The sequence below is a fragment of the Vibrio sp. Vb0598 genome, from assembly GCF_033338935.1.
Taxonomy (GTDB): Bacteria; Pseudomonadota; Gammaproteobacteria; order Enterobacterales; family Vibrionaceae; genus Vibrio; species Vibrio alginolyticus.
Genome location: NZ_JAWOTP010000003.1, coordinates 193,252 through 216,181, shown reverse-complemented (window position 1 = coordinate 216,181; position 22,930 = coordinate 193,252). Strand labels below are relative to the sequence as shown.

Here is a 22,930-nt window from a genome sequence, read left to right as displayed (position 1 = left end):
CACTATATCACACAGAGTTACAATTACAGAATAGAAACGCACTTAACTTGATCGATTTCAAGTTAACTATTTAGGCACAGCGCTGATTTTCAGTGCTTTTGGTAAATGCTGTTCGAATATTTGTTGTAATCGAGTCTTGGTAACGGGTTTAGCCACGAACTCGTTCATCCCAACATCGAAGCAATGTTGCTGATCCTCTTTAATGACATTGGCACTTAGCGCAATAATTGGAACGTGTTTCCCCCACTCTCCCATTTTTCGAATTCGCTCCGTAGCAATAAACCCATCCATCACAGGCATTTGGCAGTCCATAAAAATCAAATCGAAAGGCTGCTGATCACACAGCTGCAATGCTTCTTCGCCATGGTTGGCGACACTCACTCGCACACCCAGTTTTTCTAACATGATGCGAACTACCTTCTGATTGACGATGGTATCTTCAACAACCAGTACCCAAGGTTTATCATTATCTTGAGGGCTGATTTCGTTGTCTTCCGCTTTCCGGAAATCTAATACATTAAGTTGGTCGGTATAGGTCGATTGCGCATTTATTACAGCAACAGGAATCGAAAATTCAAAACAGCTTCCCAGCCCAAGCTCACTTGTTAGTTGTATTTCCCCTCCCATCAAGTTAACCAACTGTGCAGCTATCGCCAAACCAAGCCCTGTCCCACCATACTTTCTGGTAGTACTACCATCAGCTTGTTGGAAGCGTTCGAAGATTGCTTGTTGGTGCTCTTTCGCAATACCAATACCAGAATCCACAACTCGAAACCGGATATGAGCGGTCTCTCCATCAAGTCGAGATAACGCTACAAGAAGCTTCACATGGCCGCGCTCGGTAAATTTAATCGCGTTGCTCAACAAATTGTTCAGAACTTGTTTCAATCGTGTGGCATCACCTTGCACTTCCATTGGCAAGTGAGGATCAATATCGCTGAGCAGCTGTAAGTTTTTCTGCTTGGCTTTGACACTATGTAAACTGATGACATCGTCAAGTAGCTCGCGAAGATCATAGCTCGTGTATTCCAGCTCTACTTTGCCAGCTTCAACTTTAGAGAAGTCCAAAATGTCGTCGATTATCGTCATTAGTGAGTGAGAAGAACTGTCAATGATCTCTACAAACTCTTTTTGCTGGGGATCGAGGTCGGTGTCATTGAGCAACGACGACACACCAATAATGCCATTCATCGGTGTGCGGATCTCATGGCTCATAGTGGCAAGAAACTCACTTTTTTTACGATTAGCGACTTCTGCCCTATCGCGTTCAGCCTCTAACTCAGTCTGGTGCTCTTTCACTTTCTCAACACTTCGGTTGTATTTCTCTGCCAAAACACTCACTTCATCAAAGCACCATCGTTTAGGGAGAGTCACTTTACTCGGCACTGTACCGCCACGAAAATCGCTCACCGCACCAGACAGCAATTGTAACGGATTGACCAACAAGCGAAACGCCACCCAAAGAACACCAATGATGAGGACAAGAATTTTGATCGCTTCTGTCGTAAGTAGAAAAAAGAACTGCTGCCAAAGATCTTCATATATCGCGCTAAGATCCGATTGAACCGTTAATATCGCGAGATCATACGTTTTATCGCCGACCCGATACTGCATCGGCCAGCTTCTCTCGACAACATCCTCAGAAAGCGCCGAACCTAATTCAATGATAACTTCGTCTTCACTAGCAATACGTAAGTAGTCCACCGAGGGCATACGCATTGCACCTTGAGCTTGTGTCAGCAACAGCTCCCTATCCTCTACCCACAAACTCGCAGAAAAGCTCGATAAATAGCTAGACTCAACCTGCTTTAATTCAACATCTAAATGGGCTAAATCTTCGTGAAAAACTCGATACAAGCTCACTGTAGAAATGATGACCGTAAAGATTAAACTCAACGTTAATACCGCCAACATAAGTTGGTTGCCGATACTAAAACGACGTTGAGATCGCTCTTTTTCATCCATATGAAACCGCTCCGATAAACTTGCGCTACTCTAAATATAGCTACGCACAAATAATAATCGAGGATACGATGAAAAGACTTCTACTTAGATTGGCTTTTAGCTTAATTGTTGTAAGTTCTCATGTGACCGCAAATCAAGTGAACTATTACGTCATTGCTGAACAAGCTCGACCATTTCAAATTGAACAACAGGGACAAATGCACTCCGGAATTGTGACCGATATCGTCAGCGCTATCTTCGCGGAGTCGGATTACCAAGTGAATTATCATACTTATCCATTTAAACGTATGATTTCCATATTGGAAGAAGGCGCTGAGCCAAACTGGTTAACTTATGGCAGCCCGAACTGGGGCAAGGTGCAATCGGAAAATTTATCTGAGGAGCCCATTTACACTGTAAAACATGTACTGGTGTCGAGTAGCGAGAAGCCTTTAGAATTCAAAAATATGGATACGATGCATGGTCGTTCTATTGTATTACTGCTGGGGTTTGATTATCCAAATTTAACACCGTTCTTTGAAAATGGCAGTGTCAATGAAATGCGTGTGAAAGACTACAGCGCCGCATACCGAGTGATAAGCCGAACCCCTGGAGATACAGCTTTTGTCGAGATGGAATCCCGAGTCCTTTACAACTTAAAGCGACTCAATTTGCCGTTAGAGAATTTTCAGATACAGCCTTTCAGCTCGGTTATTCCTGACTACTCAATCTACCTGGCTTTTTCACCTCAAATGCAACCAGAAACTCAAAATTACATTAATACACGACTCGTTGAATTAAAAACCTCAGGGGAAATTGATGAAATCATTCAAAAGTATCAATGAATCAAATCATTAACAAAAACGCCAACGATGATACGTTGGCGTTTTTGTTTCTGTAAAATCTGTAGCACTTACTTAGTGTGGTTAACAAACTTAGGATCAAACATGTGCCCCAATTTACTCGCCTTGGTTTGCAGGTAATGTTGATTACTTGGGTTATTCCCTTCTTGTAATGGCACTCGTTCAATGACGTTAATATCAACCGCTTTTAAGGCGGCGAGCTTGCGTGGGTTATTCGTCATTAGACGCACAGCGTCAATCCCCAAATGCTCTAGCATTCCTTTACAGAACGCGTAATCACGCATATCAGCGGCAAAACCTAAACGCTCATTTGCTTCCACGGTATCTGCGCCATCATCTTGTAAGTGATAGGCACGAATTTTATTAATCAAGCCGATTCCACGCCCTTCTTGACGTAAATAAAGCAGCACGCCACATCCCTCTTTGACGATGTTTTGTAGCGCTCTATTAAGCTGAAAACCACAATCACAACGCGTGCTAAATAGAGCATCTCCTGTAAGACACTCCGAATGCAACCGAATAAGTGGAGCTGCACTTTTTGTTGGCTCACCATAGACCAGAGCAAGATGCTCTTTATTTGTCGCGGCTTCAATAAAGCCGTACATCATAAATGTGCCCCACTGGGTGGGCAATTTGGCTTTATCGATAAACTTCACGAGATTGTAAGGCTCAACATGTCTCAGCTCTGCCCGCACATTCATCAGAATCTCTCCTAGATGATTTTCTCCTTTACCATCTCCCCCGTCTCCCCAAAAGGCATCTTTATGAGAATGCTCTGTTAGGCAAGCGTTACCCGTTCTCATTAATTGCTGCGCTAATGGTGGATTTTGTAGAAACTTTTCCCTAACGATGAAAGCCATAACAGCCAACTTTATATCGTCCCAATCGCTTCTGACAAAGTGTTCGTATTTGCGGCTTAAAGCAAACGCTTCGTCAGGGGTGCTTGCGTGCTGAATTTTACTTTGCAACTGAGCATCGAGAAACTTTTGGGCTTGGTAATAATGTTCGCTGGTGGGCCAAGTTTGGGAGGAGATATTGACTGGGGCATGGCAAAAATTTGAGAGAAAACCGTGGGGCTCATCGGGCTCATAAAAAAGGATTTGATCAACCATACTTGCGCTCCTTGCTTTGTGGTTGCGATAATCAACAAAAAGCATATCGCTACTGATATATCTAGTAACACAAGGTCAGATTGTCAAACTTCTTCGGGACGGGACGTGAGTGTGAAACTCGTGCTTTTGAGGCGCAAGACAGATAAATGGAGAGTTTGAATAAGAGAGTAATAGAGTGAAAAAATAAAAAGGGCAGTCCGTCGACTACCCTATGGGTTGCTAAACCAACCTGAGGCGATCAGTGTATCAAGCCAAGCTCCCTTGCTTCTTCAATGGTCAACCCACTTTCACGGATCTCACGTAACGCTTCAATGCGTCTTCTGGCTTCTGCTGATTTCACTGTTTTCTCTGGCTTCACAACGGTTTCCTCATCAGGTAATTCCCATTTGTGAGCGATGTTGGTCATCTCGTCATGGTCGATAGAATTAATGGACATATTTCCTCCGAACACACCATGTTTTCGATGCGTAATCTATAGCAAAACCGGAACAAGGTGGTAAGAAAAACTGTAGGGAAATGTGACCCCTCCCGCCCTTTCGCTAACTCCTTAATAGATTCATCATTTAAGTTTTGCCAAGGGACAAATTTACGATTAAATTTGAGTAATTCCCCCTACGAAAAGTGTGCTGATCTAGCTCTCAATTCTGCTCTTCTTTAGTTTTATCAACGACGCATTACACCACTTCCTGTTTCACCTAACTTTCGAGTCACTTCACTGATTCATAGTTTGATACTTTCTAAAAACCGCCACACCTGATAATGATAATAATTATCTTTTAGATTGGTAAGGTGTTTATATGGATGGTATTAACTTAAGTCATGCATACCACAATGACCCGGTCATCCAGATCCGAGATTTGTGCGTCGATTACATCACTGATAATGGTGATTTTAATGCGGTAAAGTCCGTCAGCTTTGATATCGGCAAAGGCGAAGTATTTGGTCTTGCCGGTGAATCTGGATGTGGTAAAAGCACAATCGCATTCTCAATAAATCGTCTTCATAAGCCGCCAGCGTTCATTTCTGGCGGTAAAATATGGTTTGATGGCAAAGATATCCTTAGTATCTCAGACTCTGAACTGACCGCTCTAAGGTGGAGTGAAATCGCCATGGTGTTCCAGAGCGCGATGAACTCACTCAACCCTGTCTTAACGATACAAGAGCAATTTGCAGATGTGTTACGACATCATCAAGGCCTCACTAACGCTCAAGCAAAAGATAGAGCAGAAAAGTTGTTGGACTTGGTCAATATTCCTCGAGAACGCTTAGCAGAATATCCTCATCAATTTTCAGGAGGAATGCGTCAGCGCTTGGTGATAGCCATTGCTTTGTCTCTAAATCCAAAACTGATCATTATGGATGAACCCACAACAGCATTAGATGTAGTGGTACAGAGAGAAATTTTACAGCAAATTTATCAGCTTAGAGATGAGTTCGGTTTTTCAGTCCTCTTTATCACTCATGACCTGGCACTCATGAGCCAACTATGTGATCGAATTGCAATCATGCGTCACGGAGAAATCGTCGAAGTCAATCGAGCATACGATATACGCAATCATCCTCAACACCCCTACACGCAAAAGCTATGGGCTTCTTTCCCAAACATCCATGACGTCCACAAACAACCAGAGTTACAAGGAGCGTAACCATGAGCCAGCCTATCATCCAAATGAAAAATGTGATTAAAGAATTCAAAGTGGGCGGTGGTTTAGCGAAAGAGGAAACCTTTCGTGCGCTTCAAGGAGTGACTTTTGATCTGTACGCAGGAAAAACCTTGGCTTTGGTTGGAGAGTCAGGCTGCGGTAAGAGTACTTGCGCTCGTTTAATAACCAAAGTCTATCCAGCAACGCAAGGCGAGATCCTTTTCAATGGCACTGACATAAATGAGATCACGTCACGATCGGCTCTACAAGAATATCGCAGTAAAGTACAAATGGTGTTTCAAGATCCGTTTGGCTCTCTCAATCCAACTCATACCATTCGCCATCACCTAACACGTCCTTTAAAAATTCATAAACAAGTCAAAAACGCGCGCGACATCCCAGCCCGCTTGGAAGAGCTCCTAAAGCTGGTGGAACTACCTGAAGAGACATTGAATAAGTTCCCTCACGAACTCAGTGGTGGGCAACGTCAGCGAGTAAACTTAGCAAGGGCTTTAGCGGTAGGTTCGCAAATCATTCTTGCAGATGAGCCTACGTCTATGCTGGATGTTTCTATTCGCTTGGGAGTGTTGAATTTAATGCAACGAATGAAGCAAGAGCTGGGAATTGGTTTTTTATACATCACTCATGATCTGGCGACTGCGCACTACATCGCGGAAGAAACCGCAGTAATGTACAAAGGGCAAATCGTTGAATGGGGCGACACTCATTCAATACTTAAGAATCCGCAGCATCCTTATACTAAGCTGTTGATTTCTGCCGTTCCTGATCCTGACTTACCTTTTGGTAACTTAGTGAAAAATGAGCCAAACTATTCGATAGATGCCGATGAAATTCGTCAACGTAGCAGCATAATTGTCGACGAATTTGATCAAATAGGGCCAAATCACTATGTAAAACAATGGACTGAGGCAGCGTAATGGATTTGAGTACTTGGCAAGATCAAATCGCCATGTGGTACGAACAGCGGAAACATGATCAAGTAGAAAAATTGGAAACGATCTTATATCAGGTGCCTGATGACGTGTTTGGACCCGAATTGAGTGATCTTCAAAGTAAAGCGATTGCTTGCTGGTTGGATGGATGTTTACGCGTGTTTCAACATGCAAGGTACCAAGACCCTCAGAAAGCATATCAAACCTTGCTTTATACGAGTGCAAAGCTTGAACAAGCAGCATGCCAAGTCTCGACTGATATTCTGATCAAAGATTGGTGTTTGAGACGACTTCAGCATCTCACCGTTGTGGCGTTAGAGTTTTGTAATCAGCAGTGTGATCAAAACAAGTGGCAGGAACAAGCCCATAGCTTAATCGAATCACATGTTGCGTTGATGCGTTCATTACACTGGAATGAATCCAAGAAGCATGATCAAGGTTTACCTCATTAGTCCGGAAAAATGATCAAGGCTTAATTAGCGGAATTTTAGGCAAAAAAAAGCGAGTTTCCTGAGGAGAAACTCGCGAAGTCTATTCAGAATGAATGTAACAATATGAGCCAATCTATTAATCATCAGAAAGGACAAAAGGTTGTCTATTCGGGATAAATAGTAGTATTAGGCTTGGCTTCTAATGTCAGTGGTTTGTAAGAGTTAAGTCTGTTTTTTATCATCGAAAGACATTGTTACATTTCAAACCGATACATCACACCTATAGCTTGATACACATCAAGCGACACTTTTTAAATCGCCATTTCATCCAAGGCACGAAATACCATTTCATCCATGTGACCATCGAAGATTTGACGACAAACTTTCCGACGCACCGCTAACCCCGCAATCAAGCGCTCGATGGTAAGATGCTTAACATCGTTCTGGGTGTTAAACAGCTCGACGGTTTTACTTAATGTCTCATAAGGAATCGGCTCATCCCCTACCCTTAGCCAATCGAGCTTCTCTATGTAATCTGAGCACTCTTCTTTGATTGAGGCATAGGAGTGCCCTGTCATCGCAGACAAAGCCGTTATACTGCGTTCTAGAGCCTCTGGTGAGGTATATTTAGATAGAGTAATGGTGATCTCATCAGCATTGATCTCTACCAAATGTTTTCTTTGCTTCACGCGTCGCCCTAAATTTCCTCTTGGAGACGGTGCTTTGCGTTGAATGGGCTCAAATTCGCCGTCTATGATGCCTGAGAGCTCCTCAAGCTGTTGTCGGGTTACCATCTCATTACGAAGTGGATTTGGCAGCGTAGGCGCCATGTTACGCTTTCCTGCGTTGGTCGTTCGCGCTCGCGAGTAACGTAAGACCTCTTCGACATCACATTTGATGTCGATCTGGTAGTCCATCACTTTGTCATTTTCGATCATGGTTTCGATCGTCAGGTGATAACCCCACAAATTAACGACGAATAGATCATCATTCCCTTTTCCATCAGACAAACGCTTTAGTTCTCGGATCAGATCCATGGAGAAACGTCGCCATTCAATGTTACGTGCAAGTTTCTGGTTTAACTCACTCAGTAGCATGCAATCCGTGTGACGACGAACCATGCGACTACGGAAGAAAGAGTACAGTTGAAACACCAAAGTATGTTGTTTCAAGATCTCTGGCGGAAACAAGAAGAAATAATCGCGTGTTAACAGCTCTTCATAAAACGAAGGTTCCCAAACTAAAATATATAAGTTTGGCTTGATACGAATTTCACCATCGCTTCCCTCCACAGGTGCCTCTTCAGAGGCCGTGATGGTTCGAGCAAGAAAACGAAAACGATCACTTTTGAAGCCCTCTGGCATGTTTTCACTTAGCCAACGTCCAGTAAGTTCATGGAGCTGAAAATCAGTGAATTCAATGCGATCAATGCTATCGCGAATGGAATCACGAGCTGGGCCACTGTCTTTTTTGCCTCTGAGCGACAAAATATCAGTGATGTATAGCGGCGTTTTGTTTGGTACGTGAGCCGCATCAAGCTGATACTGATCTTTGTGATGATCATGATATTGAACCGTTAACGTGAAGAGAGCGAACAGGGTCATGAGATCATCCACAGTCATGATATTTTTGGATGATCGCGTCTCGATAACGGCTTTTGTGCCAGAGATCGACACCATGGATTTCTGATAACTTTTTCGAGTTCTTGGTGGCGCAAGTGCTTGGTCAATGATCCCAGCCCAATTTGTTGGAGATACAACAAATTGATCGGCTTCATCTTTCATCGTGGGAGGTGTGTTTAACCCGTGCTCATTCAACAAACGTTTGTTTACTTGAGTCTGAGCCAATGCTTTCGAACGTTTTTGTTTCTCGTTCTGGCGAACTTTGTCGGTAACAAGACTTGTTGCTCCCAATACAGATATAAGCTGATTTGGATTCACAAATTTATGTAGCATCGTTTTACCAGCAAGTCCCTCTTCAAAACGCACTGGTGTTTGAGTAAATAAACCAATATTTACTGCTGCGCGCAAACGTTGTTGCAGAGCTGCACGTGTAAGTTGCCCATCTGTTGCTTCAACAATCTCTGTGGTTGAAACCAAACCATCCTTGCTGCTGAAGCCTCGTAATGAGATCAGATTAAGCAACTCTAAGATGCTTTTGGTCACCCCTTTGAAATGTTGGTACTGCTCTACCCAATCCGCAGAGGATTCATGTACCTCAAAAAGATGGCCATCTTTGTGGCTTCTCGGTGCTTTAATCAGAATTTTTTCATCAGCCGTCATTTTAGATCCAGATCACACTAGCCGTAGTTGTGCTATGGTTCCGAAGAATAAAGAAAAACAGATCATAAATAAAGAAAAAAGATTGTTTTTTAAATAACTGATCTTTTTGATTAATCTGATCTTAATTGATTATATGATCTAATGATCTGGCTTGAAATTTCTCGCTAAGCTTTTGTTCTATAAGACTATTATTTCCATGTGTTTCGGAACTATGATCATAAGAAATCTGAAAGTATGATCAACAATAACCTGAAAGCATGATCATATTTATTCGTAAGCATGATCATTAAGGTTATGAAAAGATGATCAAAAGAGTCTTGAAACGATGATCATGATGTTTTTACAGGTTATCCACAGATGCAGTATTTAATAATGATCTTCACGATGATTATATTGTGCATTGGTGATGTTATTTATACTCGGATCGATGATCAAGAGCCAATATATCTATCGTTCTGGCGCCCATATTGATGAGATATCACTCATCTGATTAAAATACATTCAAGTCGCTCATATTTAGAAGTAAATCCTAGTCTCTGCTTATTTACAGGAAGCATGATCATGAGAGCGTGATTTATCATAGCAACTTGAGCAATTTCATTGTTCCGGCTTCTATAACGTCAATTTCTGCTCAATCCCCCATTCTGTCTGCACTCAACCGTAAATCAGAGAAGAAAACTCATGCTTCCGAGAGATTCTAAGGCTTGATCATATTTCCGATTAATGGATCTTATTTTATTTGCGTGTTTACACCGTACTCTGCTCTATTTTTCCATGATCATGCTTTCGGATTTGCTTATTAACACGGAAGCATGATCATAAGCATACCTTGATCATACTTCCATAGATGTTTCGCTGGAACTGCCCTATTTTGCTCGGAGACATGATCAAGGTGTTCAGGTCTTTATTGTTCCGATATTACTTACTATTTTTCGTTTAAATTAGGTTGGTCTAACATAATCCGTAATTTAGCTTAAGATTATAATCGTTCCGGTAGAAAATTGATTTACATTGTAAATGAGTGACGCTGTAACACTTTTTATTTTTAAGTTTAGGTGTCCAACTTATGAGAAGATTATTTGATTAAAAATAGTTATCTTTTTGACCATAAATCATAAAAGCGTCGATTTGGGTGTTTTTTTATGTGATGGTAATTCAAAATGTTCGTGCACCTTTTTGTTGTTTTTGGTCTTTACTGCTGTACAATTGCAATTATAAATCCTTCCAACGGAATTTGGCATGAAAAGAGAAAAAACGATTGAAAACCTTCTTGAGTTAGCGGAGCTGACTCAGCAGGTTCAAGCTGACCGTATTGAAATTGTTTTAGAAGAGCGAAGCGATAACTACTTCCCACCAATGTCGAAAGCGATGATGGAAACCCGTTCTGGTCTAACTCGCCGTAAGCTCGACGACGCGATTGGTAAAATGGAAGCCGCTGGGCATCAATTTACTAAAAACAACGCGAATCATTATTCAATTACGTTAGAAGAAGCACACATGCTCATGGATGCGGCTGAAGTGCCTAAATTTCATGAGCGTAAAAAGAATTCAGGTAACAAACCTTGGATTATTAATGTGCAGAACCAAAAGGGCGGTACAGGTAAATCAATGACCGCGGTTCATTTAGCGGCATGTTTAGCGCTAAATTTGGATAAACGATACCGTATTTGTTTAATCGACTTAGACCCACAAGGCTCGCTACGTTTATTCCTCAACCCGCAAATCAGCATGGCAGAGCATGATAATATCTATTCTGCGGTAGACATTATGTTGGGTAACGTGCCTGATGGTGTGGAAATTGACAGTGAATTTTTACGTAAAAACGTATTGCTGCCAACGCAATATCCGAACTTAAAGTCGATTTCAGCGTTTCCAGAAGACGCGATGTTTAATGCGGAAGCATGGCAAACGCTATCTGAAGACCCATCACTCGATATCGTCCGTCTGCTGAAAGAGCAACTGATTGATAAAATTGCTGATGACTTCGATATCATTATGATTGATACCGGTCCACACGTTGACCCATTAGTATGGAATGCGATGTATGCATCAAATGCCTTGCTAATTCCTTGTGCGGCTAAGCGTCTGGACTGGGCTTCAACAGTAAACTTCTTCCAGCATTTGCCTACGGTATATGAAATGTTCCCGGAGGACTGGAATGGTCTTGAGTTTGTTCGCTTGATGCCAACCATGTTTGAGGACGACAATAAGAAGCAAGTTTCTGTTTTAACTGAAATGAACTATCTTCTAGGTGACCAAGTTATGATGGCTACTATTCCTCGTAGCCGTGCGTTTGAAACCTGTGCCGATACCTACAGCACAGTATTTGATCTGACAGTAAGCGATTTTGAAGGCGGTAAGAAGACACTAGCTACCGCGCAAGACGCTGTTCATAAAAGCGCACTGGAATTAGAGCGTGTGCTGCACTCTAATTGGCCGTCATTGAATCAGGGGTAATAAGTAAATGGCTTTGAAAACGTCTGAATTAAACGCGAAATTATTTGGCAAAACGAATAAGCGTCGTGTTGTGACTCCGCAAGAGGCGCAAACTGCGGCAAAAGAGAAAGCTCAAACGATTGAACTAGCAGTTGCAGGTGAAAATATTGTTCAGTTTGAACTTGTGCGTATTCCTGCAAATAAAGTTGCGACAGAAACAACAGTATTTGTTGATAACGCTCGTGAGCAATCGTTCTTAAACGAACATGCTTTATCTGATGTTTTAGTCACACTCAAAGAGCGTGGCCAACAATATCCAGCAGTGGGTCGTAGAACTGAAGATGGCAAGATTGAAGTTTTAGATGGTAGCCGTCGTCGCATGTCTTGTATCCTCGCTGAACAAGACTTTTTGGTTTATGTTGCTGACAACATCAATACTGACCATGCTAAGTTTTTGTCTGATGTGGCAAATGCTCACAAGCCGCTCTCTTTATATGAAAAAGGGAAAGAGATGCAGGCTAAGCTTGATAGTGGTGAAGCTGAAGATCAGAAAGCATTGGCAAAAATGTTCCAGTGCAGTGAAGCGTTGGTAAGTGGCGCTTTAAAAGCCGCAGCATTACCGTTAGAACTGCTTCAAGCGTATCCGAATGTTGGCGATCTCGGTCGTCCAACTATCGTGAAACTGCACAAACAGTTTTCAACGCTGACGCCAGAGCAGCAGCAAGAGCTGTTAGATAAATGTCGCTCTAGCGAAGGGTTTTTATGGCAGCGAAGCACAGCTCAAGGCGTTGCTCGTCTGACAAAAGAAGTCACGGAAAGCATCGAAAATTGGATTACTGAACTTGCACCAGCAAAACCTGGCAAGAAGACGGAAAAAGTCGACTTAGTAAAAGGTCGAGCAAGCTATAGCCGAAAAGGTAGCAGCCTGGCGTTGAACTTGAAGAAAGTTGATGACAGCTTAATGGAAGAGATTCTTGCGTTTGTACAAACCAAACTGCAATAACAAATGATGATTGAATCAACCGCCTCCGGGCGGTTTTTTTATATCTGAGAAGCGTCAAATTAAAGATGTGATACCATTGCGTCAGTTCAACGTTGGATAGACAAAATGCAGACACAATCTGATTTCCTTTCATCACTTCAACATCAAGCTCACCAATCTTTCCAAAGGATTGGTGTTGTCATTCAAGGCGAGGCTTCTTGGCAAAATGCGTTGATGTCAGAGTTCCATAAAACGCAGCGCCATCAACGTTGGTTTTCTGTTGGTGATTTTGGTTTGAAAAACGTATCCAGTGTTTCGTCTAAACAAGGGCACATGTTGCTAGGCAGAGAGTGTGACGTTCTATTGTTTGATGCTCGAAATGGCTTTGACGCCAATAGTTTTACCGCCGCGCTTGGCTCATTGGTTGGCGGCGGTTTTCTTATTGTCATTACTGAGCTGCGACAAAATGCGAATTTTGCTCAGCAATGGATGCACAAACAATGGGAGAAGCTCGTTGTTATTGAGCAAGACAAACCATTGCCAACGGCTCCAGACATCAAGCAAGCAGAAAAAGAAAGCCACTACACGGAACAAGAACATGCCATTTCTCTAATTGAAAAGGTGGTGACAGGACATCGAAAGCGACCATTAATTTTGACCGCTGATCGTGGACGTGGAAAAACAAGTGCCCTCGGAATTGCGTGTGCGAACTTATTACAGCAGAAGCCGCTTAGAATCTTAATTACGGCACCATCTATAAAAGCCGTTGAGCCTGTTTACCAACATGCTTTACGTTTACTCCCTAGCGCACAGCGTATTAAGAAGGACAGATTAGAATCAGGGCAGGGAGCCATTCAATTTATTGCTCCAGATGAACTATTATTGAGTCGACCTGAATGTGATTTGTTACTTGTCGATGAAGCGGCTGCAATTCCAGTTCCTATGCTCAAGAGCATTACCGAACATTATCATCGACTCATTTTTTCTACGACTATTCACGGTTATGAAGGTTGTGGCCGGGGCTTTACGATTAAATTTGTTGATTGGCTTCAGAAACAGCGTTCGGGAATGAAAACGTGGCACATGACACAGCCCATCCGCTGGAGCATGAATGATGCGCTCGAATCATGGCTCTATGACGCGTTTTTGTTGGATGCGGAGTTAACGCACCATCAACTTAACCAGGTCGACTCAATTTCCCTTTCTAAAGCCGATAAGGACGATTTGATATCGCAGCCTAGTTTGCTGCGCGAGTGCTTCGCTCTTTTGGTTAATGCTCATTATCAGACCTCGCCGAATGATTTGATTCACCTTTTGCAAGACGACAACAGTCAGCTCTATTTTGCTAAGCAAGATAATGCGGTTGTGGGGGTAATATTAGCGGTCGAAGAGGGTGGGCTTGACGCTGAATTGGTTGAAGAAATTCAGCTTGGTAAGCGTCGTCCTAAAGGACACTTAGCCCCAGTTACGATTGCAAACCACCTAGGATTTCCGAATGTCGCGAATCTATCGACGCTGCGAGTCATGAGAATTGCTGTTCATCCGGAATTGCAAGGAAGAGGCATCGGTCAAAAAATGCTGCAGCAACTTGATCAAATGGCGGCTAAACACATTGCTTACTTATCCACGAGTTTCGGTGCGACGGAAGAGTTGGTCCATTTCTGGCTACAATCGAACTTCCGTGCAATTCGTTTAGGGTCAATGCGCGATGCTGCTAGCGGTTGTTATTCAGTCTTGATGGTCAAACCTTGTGATTCCCAACAGACGGCTTGGGTCGATGAATCTCAGGCGCTATTTGAAGAAGTGTTGTCTAACAATGTGGCGGACGTCTATCCAAAATTAGAAGCCTCTATTTTTCGAGCTCTATTACCGCAACCTTTGGGAATGAGTCCACTTCATCCCGCTAAGTTATTACTAATTGAATGCTATGCTGATGGTGGTAACAGTTATGAGTCCGTGTCTGCTTGGCTTCAGCAGTGGTTACTTAACTTAGGTTTGAACTCCGCTTCCGACTTGATGATCAGTAAGCTTTTTCTTAACCGTAGTTGGACTGAATGTGCTCAGCAATTTGGTTTACCTGGAAGAAGGCAAGTTGAGCAGCAGTTAAGGGACGAAGTAAGACACATTTGGAACGATTTACACTGTAAACACTAAAGGGAAATTTACACTGTAAATGAAATTATTAGGAGCTGATTTTACACTGTAAATCCAGCTCCTTTTTATTTCGGCGTGTATTTTGATTGAGCTTTAGGTTAAATCGAAATGCTCTCTTAATATCTGTTTAACCGTTATTGATGGATTACTTTCTTTAGTGACGTGAGCCCTATAATAAGAAATGCGAGGTTTGTTCAGAAAACGGATTTGGGTAGACTGAAAGTGTTGATGGGAAGCAAAGTGGTAAGGGTATGTGGAAGCTGTGTCTTGAGTTATCTGAAGATAAGACCAAGGTGATAGCCCGTCTTCCGGGAGAAGTGGACCTCGGTGGTGAGCTAAATCAAAATGAATTAAACGAGCAGCTCGTCGCAATGAACGCTGAAAAGATGTTTGTTGTTGAGGGGGAAGTCGTGAGATTCATTAACTGCGCCAAAGAACGTAAAGCCGAGGCCTACGAAGGCATCGTCATTGCGGAAAAACGCAACGCGCAAGTTGAGGTTGAATTATCGAATAATGACATGCTCGCCAGTATGAACGTTGTCGGCGCGTACGGAGGCCGAGGTTTACGTGGCCCCGAGATTGTTCAAGCCCTTGCTCAAGCGCGAGTTTCGAAAGGCATCAACAAACTGGCTTTGAAGAAAGTGTTGGTTGTCAGCACTCAGCTCAAACCCGGCGAAACTTTTTCTCAACCTGTAGCGGTTGGTAAGCAACCTATCAAAGGCAAAGACGCTCTTTTTACTCCTCTTGTTAAAGACATCACCAAACGCATCCTCAAACCCAAAGACGGCCAATCTGCTAGCGACAAAATTGATTTACGTAACCTCGGTGAAACTATCGCGGTTGACGTAGGCGATGAGGTGATGCGCCGCACGCCTGCGACCAAAGGTACGCCTGGTTTTACTGTTCAAGGGCGAGTGATTCCTCCACAAGCCGGAAAAGACAGCCCAATGAAGCCAGGCAAGGGCACCGAGATAAGCAAGCAAGACCCAAACCTATTGATTGCATCGGTATCCGGTACGCCTCTGATTAAAGACAAAACCATCGAAGTTGATAACGCACTCTGCCTCAATAGCGTTGGCGTGAATACAGGCCACGTGAAATTCAAAGGGAATGTGATTATCGGTGGCAACATTGAATCTGGCATGATTGTTAAAGCGACGGGTTCTATTACTGTAGGCGGCTTCATTGAATCGGCTGACGTACAAGCGCAAGACGACATCCAAGTTGGTAAAGGGATCATTGGCCACACCGTGAGTGATGGCCAGCCAAAGAGTTGTCACGTCAAAGCCAAAGGTTCGATTCGTGCCAGCTACGCCCAATATTGTGATTTGCAAGCCGGCGAAGATATTGAGTTGGCGGTGCACAGCATGAATAACGATATTGTTTGTGGGCGCAATCTGACGGTGCTAGACGCGAACGGTAGGAACGGCACGCTCAGCGGCGGAGATGCAAAAGTCGGTGGCAAAGTGGTGTGCTTACAATTGGGCGTAGAAGGCGACACCGCCACTAAGGTAGAAGCGTTCGCACGCTATTCTGCATTTAAGGAACGATTAGCAGAGCTTAAAGAACAATACAAACGCGCTCAAGAAGGCACGATGGATGTGATTCGTAAAGAGCTCGAATTTAAGAAACGTCCTAAAGCCGAACGTACCGACGAAGAACAAGCTCAGATTGACGTGATGAAAACACAAAACAACGAGCAGCTTGAAGCGATAAAGCAAAAGCTAGAACAAACGGAACATGACTTTGAAGTCGCGTTAGAAGAAAATATTGTCGAAGCCAAAGAGCGTGTCTTCACTCGCGTAACGGTGCAGTTTGGCGACGAACAAGTAACGACAAAGCGCACTCATGGCGGTTGTTCGTTCCGTTTCAATCAATACGAAATTAAAGTCTCGGCGAACTTGGAAGAAGAGGACGTCGCTGCGGTTTAAGCTTTCTTACTCACTGAGCCCACACGTCGCAACAAGATGTGTGGGCTTTTGTTTATCTACAAATCGACAATGTGCTCTTGATAGTAGTCCGCAAGCGCACCGACTTGGCTGCTACACATTACTTTCATTGCTTGTTTAATGTGTTCTATTGGCCAGTTCCACCATTGGATATTGAGTAGAGTTTCAATCTCTTTATCGCTGAATCGTTGACGTACGACTTGGTTGTTTCCAACCACCACCGAATAAGGTTGCACGTCTTTCGTCACTACGGTGCGTGCTCCGATGACGGCTCCATCGCCGATGTTTACTCCGGGCATGATCATCGCCTCGCTGCCAATCCAAACATCGTTCCCCACCACCGTGTCTCCGGCACGCTCGAAACCGTCTTGCACGCCTTCTCCAAATTCTTCAGGAGAGAAGGGGAAGGTCGAAATCCAGTCAATGCGATGACCTTGGTTTCCTGCCATCATGAAGGTGGCTCCAGAAGCGATGGAACAAAACTTGCCAATGATTAATTTGTCGATGCTATTGGGTTCTCTACTTTGCCATTCTTGAAGTGTGACGGGGTCACCCAACAAGTAGCGTACTGCTTGCTCTTCGAAGCTTTTTTGATGATAGAAGCCCGAGTAATAGCTGTAATCGCCAACGATGATATTGGGATTAGTGATGTGATCTTTAATGACTTGACCTTTTAACCACGTGTCGAAAACACTCATAACTCATCCTTTCAAATTTAGGTTGTATAGAGTTTAGAGGCTTTCTATTATTTCCAATAGTTTGATTTTAGAGATTCAGAATTACTGTATGGAAATAAAATGGCTCAGCTACGTACCACTTTACGTCGCTTTGTGCGAGGAGCGAAGTATTGCTGGCGCAGTAAAGCGACTGAAATGTTCGAATGCGCATGTAAGTCGGCAACTTAAACAGCTTGAAGACATATTGTCGGTGCAGCTTATTCAGCGAACTACGCGCCAGTTTAATTTGACCTACGATGGTTTGCGGTTTTATCAGCAGGTAAAGCAACTGCTCGAAGGCGCTGAGCAGATCAATGAGCAAGTCATTGCAAACGAGATCGTATCGGGAAAATTGAGAATAGCGACGTCTGCTTCTTTCGGAGCTGCGTTACTCAGCCAAACATTGATCGAGTTTCGATTGCAACATCCACAAGTGAGTGTCGAAGTGATCTTCACAGAGACGCCTCTCGACTTGATTGAGGCTGGGTTTGATATCGCATTCTACTTTACCGATACTCCTCCAGAGGGATACGTCGGCCATCAGCTACGCACTTTACACTGTAAACCGATCGCTCATCGCTCGTATTTAGCTGATAAACCAAATGTAAGTACGCCAGAGGATCTTGGTGACTTAAAGCACATCCTTTATAAAAGTCGCGACTTGGTGTTAGACAAGTGGACGTTTACGCATAAGCAAACTCAACAGCAGTGCAGCATTGAGTTAGAAAGTACGCTGAGTTTTAATCTTGTCCAGTCCATGTTGGATGCTACTTTGGCTGGCTGTGGTGTAGCCATGTTAGATGAATTTGCACTGGCTAGACTCGACCCTGCACAAAAAGAACAACTCGTGAGTTTGCTGCCAGAATGGCAAACGGATGCGATTTTGCCGCTTTATCTGCTTTACCCAAAACGTGAGCACTTACCAAGAAGAACGCGAGCGTTCATTGAGCACTTTAGGAACATATATTCTGTCGGCGAATAGCGACAACAAACTTAGCAACAATTGAGGAAGCAAAGGAATGCGAAAACACTGTATTGCGATTGGTGGTGGTGGCTGGATGATGGGAGAGAATCCGAGCCCGCTCGATCAATACATTTTGTCTTTGTCTGGTAAGGAGAATCCAAACATTTGTTTTCTACCGACAGCCACGGGAGACGCCGATGAAGTTATTGAACGTTTTTACAATGCGAAGCTTAGTGAAAACGTAACCCATTTTCCGCTGTTTAAGTTTGATGCTGGTTGGAAAGAAACGCTATTTGAACAAGACATCATTTACGTCGGTGGCGGTAATACGCGTTCGATGTTGGCCATTTGGCGCGAATGGGGAATCGATAGAATACTCAAGCAGTGTTATGAACAAGGCATCATCATTTGTGGCATGAGCGCAGGTGCAATTTGTTGGTTTGAGTTTGCGGTGACAGACAGTGATCCCGAAGCATACCAAGTTATGCGTTGTCTTGGATTTATTGACGGTTTGGCTGCGGCACATTTTTCTCATGTAGGTGAGAAGTTCGAGGTTTTCCAAGCCTTTGCTCGTTCTCAACCGAGCATCACTTGTTATGGCATTCACGATTATGCGGCATTGCACTTTGTCGATGGAAAATTGTTAGCTACTGTCACCAGCTTTCCTGATGCCGGTGTGTTGGTTAAAACAGGTAACGAAGAAAACATATTGCGAGGGTGAGCTTCTTCAAATCAGCATTAAAGGCAATAACTACTGACCGGACACAGAAGAAGCTCATTGGATTCAGCTAACTTACATTAAGTATCGTGCTTACAGCTCGTAACGCAGACCTAAGTGGTAGTAGCTTTCGTCTGCGTGCGCACCGCCAAACGAGACTTCTTGTCCATTGCTGTAGCCACGCGAGCCGTTACGATCAACGTAGTTTGTGTAGATAGAAGAACGAGGCGTCAGTTTGTATTGCACTTCTAGCGTTGTATCTTTCAGCTCTAGCTCGTCACCATCACTGTTTTCTAAAGAACGATAACCAGCACGCAGTGCCCATTTGTCATTTACACTGTAAACCGCCGTCAGTTCCATCACTTTGTCGGTGCTGGTTTGTGAGTAATAGCCCTCTAGTTCATCTTCCGAGTACAACGCACCCAACATCAAATCACCTAGGTAGTAACGCGTACCTGCGCCCCAGAATGTGTAATCGGTGTCGTTGCTTTCACGTGCATCACCTTTATTTTTCTGCATCGCTACCACTGGTGCCAAGGTACCCAAATTCCCCATGTCTAGCGTATACCGCAGTGCAGCGTTGTAACCGTAGTCGAGCTCAGAAGTGTTGTTTCCTAAAATGTACGCGACAGAAAAATCGAAATTACCTAGGCTGTTTTGGTATTGCAGCGTGCCATCTTGACGGAAAACTTGCGTCGCGGTTTTGTCGACTTTATTCGCTTGGCGCGCCATAGAAACATCGGAAGAGGCGAACACATCACCAATGTCGGTAAACATAATCAACCCAGATGCCACGCGACCACCAGTAATGCGACCATAATCTTTCGCATCAATACCCGCCCATACATAACGTGCGGTCAGAGACGGTTTGTCGTTTACTTGGTTTGCGTATTCAGCTGCACCCACTTGGTATTGCGCTTGGCCGATGATCGACGCGTACTCGTTGATGGTTTGTGAACCGTTTAAACCAATACGGCCATCAAACTCGCCATTTGCATCGCCGTGCTCGTCATTTTTACTGGTGACATTGAAACCAAGACGAGAGTAAATATTTAAAACTGACCCATCTTCCGCTTGATACAGCTGCGCTGCCATTGCGTTTGATGCCATCAATGTTGGGAGAAGTAGAGTCAAAATGTGCTTTTTCATGATTAACGACCTTTCATTTCTATTGTTTTAGGTACGACAAAGCCCCTTCCGAGTAACGGAATAAGAAAAATTGTCGTGAAGTAGAGAGAGGGTGCGCCCTTGTTTGCCAAGGGCGCGAGCTAGTCCATTCCTATAGGGGAAGAATGATTTAGCTTAAATCGACGTCTTTGCAGCCAAAGAAGTAAGTCGCGAGGAAGCCGACGATGTAAGAGATAAGCAGGCCAGCAACAAACACCATCATGCCCGGGAAGATGCCATTTTCTGATGTCATGAGAGGAATTGCCACGATACCGGACGGGCCAAACACCGTATTAAGACCAACTGGTAAGCCAAGGTAAGAAACTAAACCGATAAAGAAGCCGCCCGCAGCACCACCAATACAAGCGGTAACGAATGGTTTTACGCGTGGTAATGTCACGCCGTAAATTAATGGTTCGCCAATACCTAGAAGGCCAGGAATAATAGCGCCTTTAACTTGAGTGCGCAGTAGAGCGTCTTTTTTGGCTTTGAAATACAGCGCCATAGACGCGCCAACCTGACCGCCACCAGCCATCGCCAGGATAGGGAATAGCGAGTTAAAGCCCTGTGCTTCCATCAATGCGAAGTACACTGGAACAAAACCCTGGTGGATGCCAAATACCACAGAAATTAAGAACAAACCTGCCAAAATTGCAGCGCCTAATGGGTTATCGTTCAAGTTGAGGAACAACCAAGACATCCCTTTAAACAGCTCGCCGCCGATTGGCATGATGATCAAGAAGGTTACCGCACCCATGATCAACAGAGTGATAACGGACGTTAAGATCATGTCCAGATCATCTGGCATGTATTGACGAACCTTACGCTCGACTTGCGCACCGATGATCGCCGCCAAAAGTACGCCGATAATGTTGCCGCGCGGATCAATCGCAAAGCCGAAAAACTCGTTCATGCCAGAGTAAATGCCGGATGTCGCCTCTGGGTTGTAACCCAGCACAAACAAAGAGGCGAGAATGGCACCATTAACACCAGAGCCGCCAAACGCTTGCTGCGCGTTGTAACCAATCAGAATACTTAAGAAAGCAAACAGACCCTTACCAAAGACTTTCATGTAGGCGATCAAATCCAGCATAAACTGGCTTGGTGTCTGGTCGAGAACAAACATCTGTTCCAATAACGTCGCAAAACCTAGCAACAAACCAGCGGCAATGAAACCAGGGATCAACGGCGTAAAGATGGTAGCAAACTTGCTTAAAAAACGCTGAACCGCACTGGTTTGTTTGCTCTTCATCTGCTTTTTTTGCTCGGCCGCGACGGCAGAAAGATCTTGTTGCGGCATATCTGGTTCTTCACTGTCACCAGAGGTTAAGCTGTCGATCAATTGATTCATCATCTCAGCCGCTTGTTGAGCTTTTCCGGGACCGAGAATGATCTGAAACTGCTCATCGCTTTCCACCACACCCATTACGCCGGGAATTTGCTTGATAACTGACTGATCAGCCAAACCATTGTTGGCGAGCGATAAACGCAAACGCGTCATACAGTTACCACATTTGCTTACGTTGCTGCTGCCACCCACTGCGGACAACAACTGCGATACTGTGTTTGAAGTTATTTTTGCCATAGGGTCTATCCTTCAGAACTCGGATTATTTAGTTATTATTTAGTGCTGCGCGAATAAAACCGTTGTGCGCGGCGAGGCGTGATTTGGCTTGTTCGGCATCCAAATCGGCCAAAATCATTAAGATGGCAGTTTTGCAGTGGCGATCGCAGGCATTTAATGCTCGCTCTGATTCTTCTTTTGATGCGCCAGTTGCTTCTACAACAATGTTGGTTTGGCGTTGGATGAGCTTGGCGTTGGTGGCCTCTACATCCACCATTAAGTTGCCAAATACCTTACCGCTACGAATCATTGCACCTGTCGTGAGCATGTTTAACACCAGTTTTTGTGCGGTGCCGGCTTTCATGCGAGAAGAGCCAGTGACAACCTCTGCGCCAACTATCGGCAGAATCGCGATGTCGGCCGCTTTTGCCATGGCACATTCCGGATTACAGGCGATAGATGCGGTCGTAGATCCGATGGATTTAGCGTAGTCCAAACCACCTAGTACATAAGGTGTACGGCCACTCGCTGCAATGCCTACAACCACGTCATGTTTGGTGAGGTGAAGCGCTTTTAAGTCGTCTTGACCCATTTTCGCGTTGTCTTCTGCGTTTTCTACCGCTTTCAAAATCGCTTGGTGTCCACCAGCAATTAAGCCAATCACCATATCTGGATGCGTGCCGTAGGTAGGAGGACACTCGCTCGCATCAAGAATTCCTAAGCGGCCTGATGTGCCAGCTCCCATGTAAACCAAACGGCCACCATTGGCGAACGCTGCAGTAATTGCATCAACCGTCTTTGCAATTTGTGGTAGCACTGCTTTGACCGCGAGCGCGACTTTTTGATCCTCTTCATTAATGACTTGCAGCATCTCGATGGTCGAAAGCGTATCAATCTCTGCACTGGCTGGATTACGGCTTTCTGTCACCAATCGGCTTAAATCAATTTTCATGTTTTACACTCTTCGTAATGTTCAATCTGAGGGCGATTCTATGGAATAAAATATTCTGTTTTGGTGATAAAAATCACACTTGAGGTTATTCTTTGTGCAG

At 44.0% G+C, this 22,930-nt stretch carries 18 protein-coding genes; 10 read left to right on the top strand and 8 right to left on the bottom strand.

The annotated features are described in order from the left end of the window. Positions 1-66: 66 nt before the first annotated feature. Positions 67-1,965, bottom strand: a complete 1,899-nt coding sequence (locus R7Q38_RS05090; RefSeq protein ID WP_005383197.1) for an ATP-binding protein — start codon at positions 1,963-1,965, stop codon at positions 67-69. Positions 1,966-2,033: 68 nt separating this feature from the next. Here R7Q38_RS05090 and R7Q38_RS05085 point away from each other — a divergent pair, with 68 nt between their 5' ends. Next, positions 2,034-2,789: a substrate-binding periplasmic protein gene (locus R7Q38_RS05085; RefSeq protein WP_193843889.1), complete on the top strand. Its 756-nt coding sequence runs from the start codon at positions 2,034-2,036 to the stop codon at positions 2,787-2,789. 68 nt (positions 2,790-2,857) lie between these two features. Here the strand turns inward: R7Q38_RS05085 and ribA are convergent, their stop codons facing one another. Together ribA and R7Q38_RS05075 are read right to left on the bottom strand one after the other, a co-directional pair. Continuing rightward, positions 2,858-3,919, bottom strand: coding sequence for a GTP cyclohydrolase II (gene ribA / locus R7Q38_RS05080; protein ID WP_017635221.1), 1,062 nt, complete (start codon positions 3,917-3,919; stop codon positions 2,858-2,860). 238 nt (positions 3,920-4,157) lie between these two features. Further along, positions 4,158-4,355 (bottom strand): PA3496 family putative envelope integrity protein, encoded by a 198-nt coding sequence (locus R7Q38_RS05075; RefSeq protein ID WP_005374493.1) that lies wholly within the window; start codon positions 4,353-4,355, stop codon positions 4,158-4,160. A gap of 361 nt (positions 4,356-4,716) precedes the next feature. Here R7Q38_RS05075 and R7Q38_RS05070 point away from each other — a divergent pair, with 361 nt between their 5' ends. The 3 genes from R7Q38_RS05070 to R7Q38_RS05060 are packed head-to-tail and all read left to right on the top strand — an operon-like array spanning position 4,717 to position 6,967. Continuing rightward, the gene (locus R7Q38_RS05070) at positions 4,717-5,565 is read left to right on the top strand and encodes an ABC transporter ATP-binding protein (RefSeq protein ID WP_005374497.1); all 849 of its coding nucleotides are present in this window, start codon (positions 4,717-4,719) and stop codon (positions 5,563-5,565) included. Between the two features lie 2 nt (positions 5,566-5,567). After that, positions 5,568-6,500 carry an ATP-binding cassette domain-containing protein gene (locus R7Q38_RS05065; RefSeq protein ID WP_104980285.1) on the top strand — a complete coding sequence of 311 codons (933 nt, stop codon included), beginning with the start codon at positions 5,568-5,570 and terminating at the stop codon, positions 6,498-6,500. After that, complete coding sequence (locus R7Q38_RS05060; protein WP_065275567.1) at positions 6,500-6,967, top strand: transcriptional regulator; 468 nt, start codon at positions 6,500-6,502, stop codon at positions 6,965-6,967. Before R7Q38_RS05065 ends, R7Q38_RS05060 begins: the two co-directional genes overlap by 1 nt. Positions 6,968-7,257: 290 nt before the next feature. Here the strand turns inward: R7Q38_RS05060 and R7Q38_RS05055 are convergent, their stop codons facing one another. Then, positions 7,258-9,228 carry a replication initiator protein RctB domain-containing protein gene (locus tag R7Q38_RS05055; protein ID WP_017635223.1) on the bottom strand — a complete coding sequence of 657 codons (1,971 nt, stop codon included), beginning with the start codon at positions 9,226-9,228 and terminating at the stop codon, positions 7,258-7,260. A gap of 1,239 nt (positions 9,229-10,467) precedes the next feature. Between R7Q38_RS05055 and R7Q38_RS05050 the strand changes: the two genes are divergently transcribed. From R7Q38_RS05050 to R7Q38_RS05035, 4 genes are all read left to right on the top strand, one after another. Beyond that, positions 10,468-11,685, top strand: coding sequence for an AAA family ATPase (locus tag R7Q38_RS05050; RefSeq protein WP_005374503.1), 1,218 nt, complete (start codon positions 10,468-10,470; stop codon positions 11,683-11,685). A 7-nt stretch (positions 11,686-11,692) separates the two neighbouring features. Next, positions 11,693-12,667, top strand: a complete 975-nt coding sequence (locus tag R7Q38_RS05045; protein WP_005374504.1) for a ParB/RepB/Spo0J family partition protein — start codon at positions 11,693-11,695, stop codon at positions 12,665-12,667. A gap of 105 nt (positions 12,668-12,772) precedes the next feature. Continuing rightward, a complete protein-coding gene (locus R7Q38_RS05040) occupies positions 12,773-14,800 on the top strand; it encodes a tRNA(Met) cytidine acetyltransferase TmcA (protein WP_225495784.1) in 2,028 nt (675 codons plus the stop codon). A gap of 251 nt (positions 14,801-15,051) precedes the next feature. Then, positions 15,052-16,731, top strand: a complete 1,680-nt coding sequence (locus R7Q38_RS05035) for a DUF342 domain-containing protein (RefSeq protein ID WP_167415796.1) — start codon at positions 15,052-15,054, stop codon at positions 16,729-16,731. 56 nt (positions 16,732-16,787) lie between these two features. Here the strand turns inward: R7Q38_RS05035 and catC are convergent, their stop codons facing one another. Beyond that, entirely contained in the window at positions 16,788-17,447 is a 660-nt protein-coding gene (gene catC / locus R7Q38_RS05030) for a type C chloramphenicol O-acetyltransferase (RefSeq protein WP_031847126.1), read from the bottom strand. 88 nt (positions 17,448-17,535) lie between these two features. Here catC and R7Q38_RS05025 point away from each other — a divergent pair, with 88 nt between their 5' ends. After that, positions 17,536-18,447, top strand: coding sequence for a LysR family transcriptional regulator (locus R7Q38_RS05025; RefSeq protein WP_318114144.1), 912 nt, complete (start codon positions 17,536-17,538; stop codon positions 18,445-18,447). A 37-nt stretch (positions 18,448-18,484) separates the two neighbouring features. Then, positions 18,485-19,150: a peptidase E gene (locus tag R7Q38_RS05020; RefSeq protein ID WP_203510140.1), complete on the top strand. Its 666-nt coding sequence runs from the start codon at positions 18,485-18,487 to the stop codon at positions 19,148-19,150. Between the two features lie 90 nt (positions 19,151-19,240). Here R7Q38_RS05020 and R7Q38_RS05015 read toward each other — a convergent pair whose 3' ends face one another. The 3 genes from R7Q38_RS05015 to murQ form a co-directional block, all read right to left on the bottom strand. Further along, positions 19,241-20,296, bottom strand: coding sequence for a porin (locus R7Q38_RS05015; protein ID WP_006740897.1), 1,056 nt, complete (start codon positions 20,294-20,296; stop codon positions 19,241-19,243). 148 nt (positions 20,297-20,444) lie between these two features. Further along, positions 20,445-21,899, bottom strand: coding sequence for a PTS N-acetylmuramic acid transporter subunit IIBC (murP, locus tag R7Q38_RS05010; RefSeq protein WP_005500182.1), 1,455 nt, complete (start codon positions 21,897-21,899; stop codon positions 20,445-20,447). 28 nt (positions 21,900-21,927) lie between these two features. After that, on the bottom strand, positions 21,928-22,830 hold the full coding sequence (gene murQ, locus R7Q38_RS05005) for an N-acetylmuramic acid 6-phosphate etherase (protein ID WP_154204098.1): 903 nt from the start codon (positions 22,828-22,830) through the stop codon (positions 21,928-21,930). Positions 22,831-22,930 lie beyond the last annotated feature (100 nt).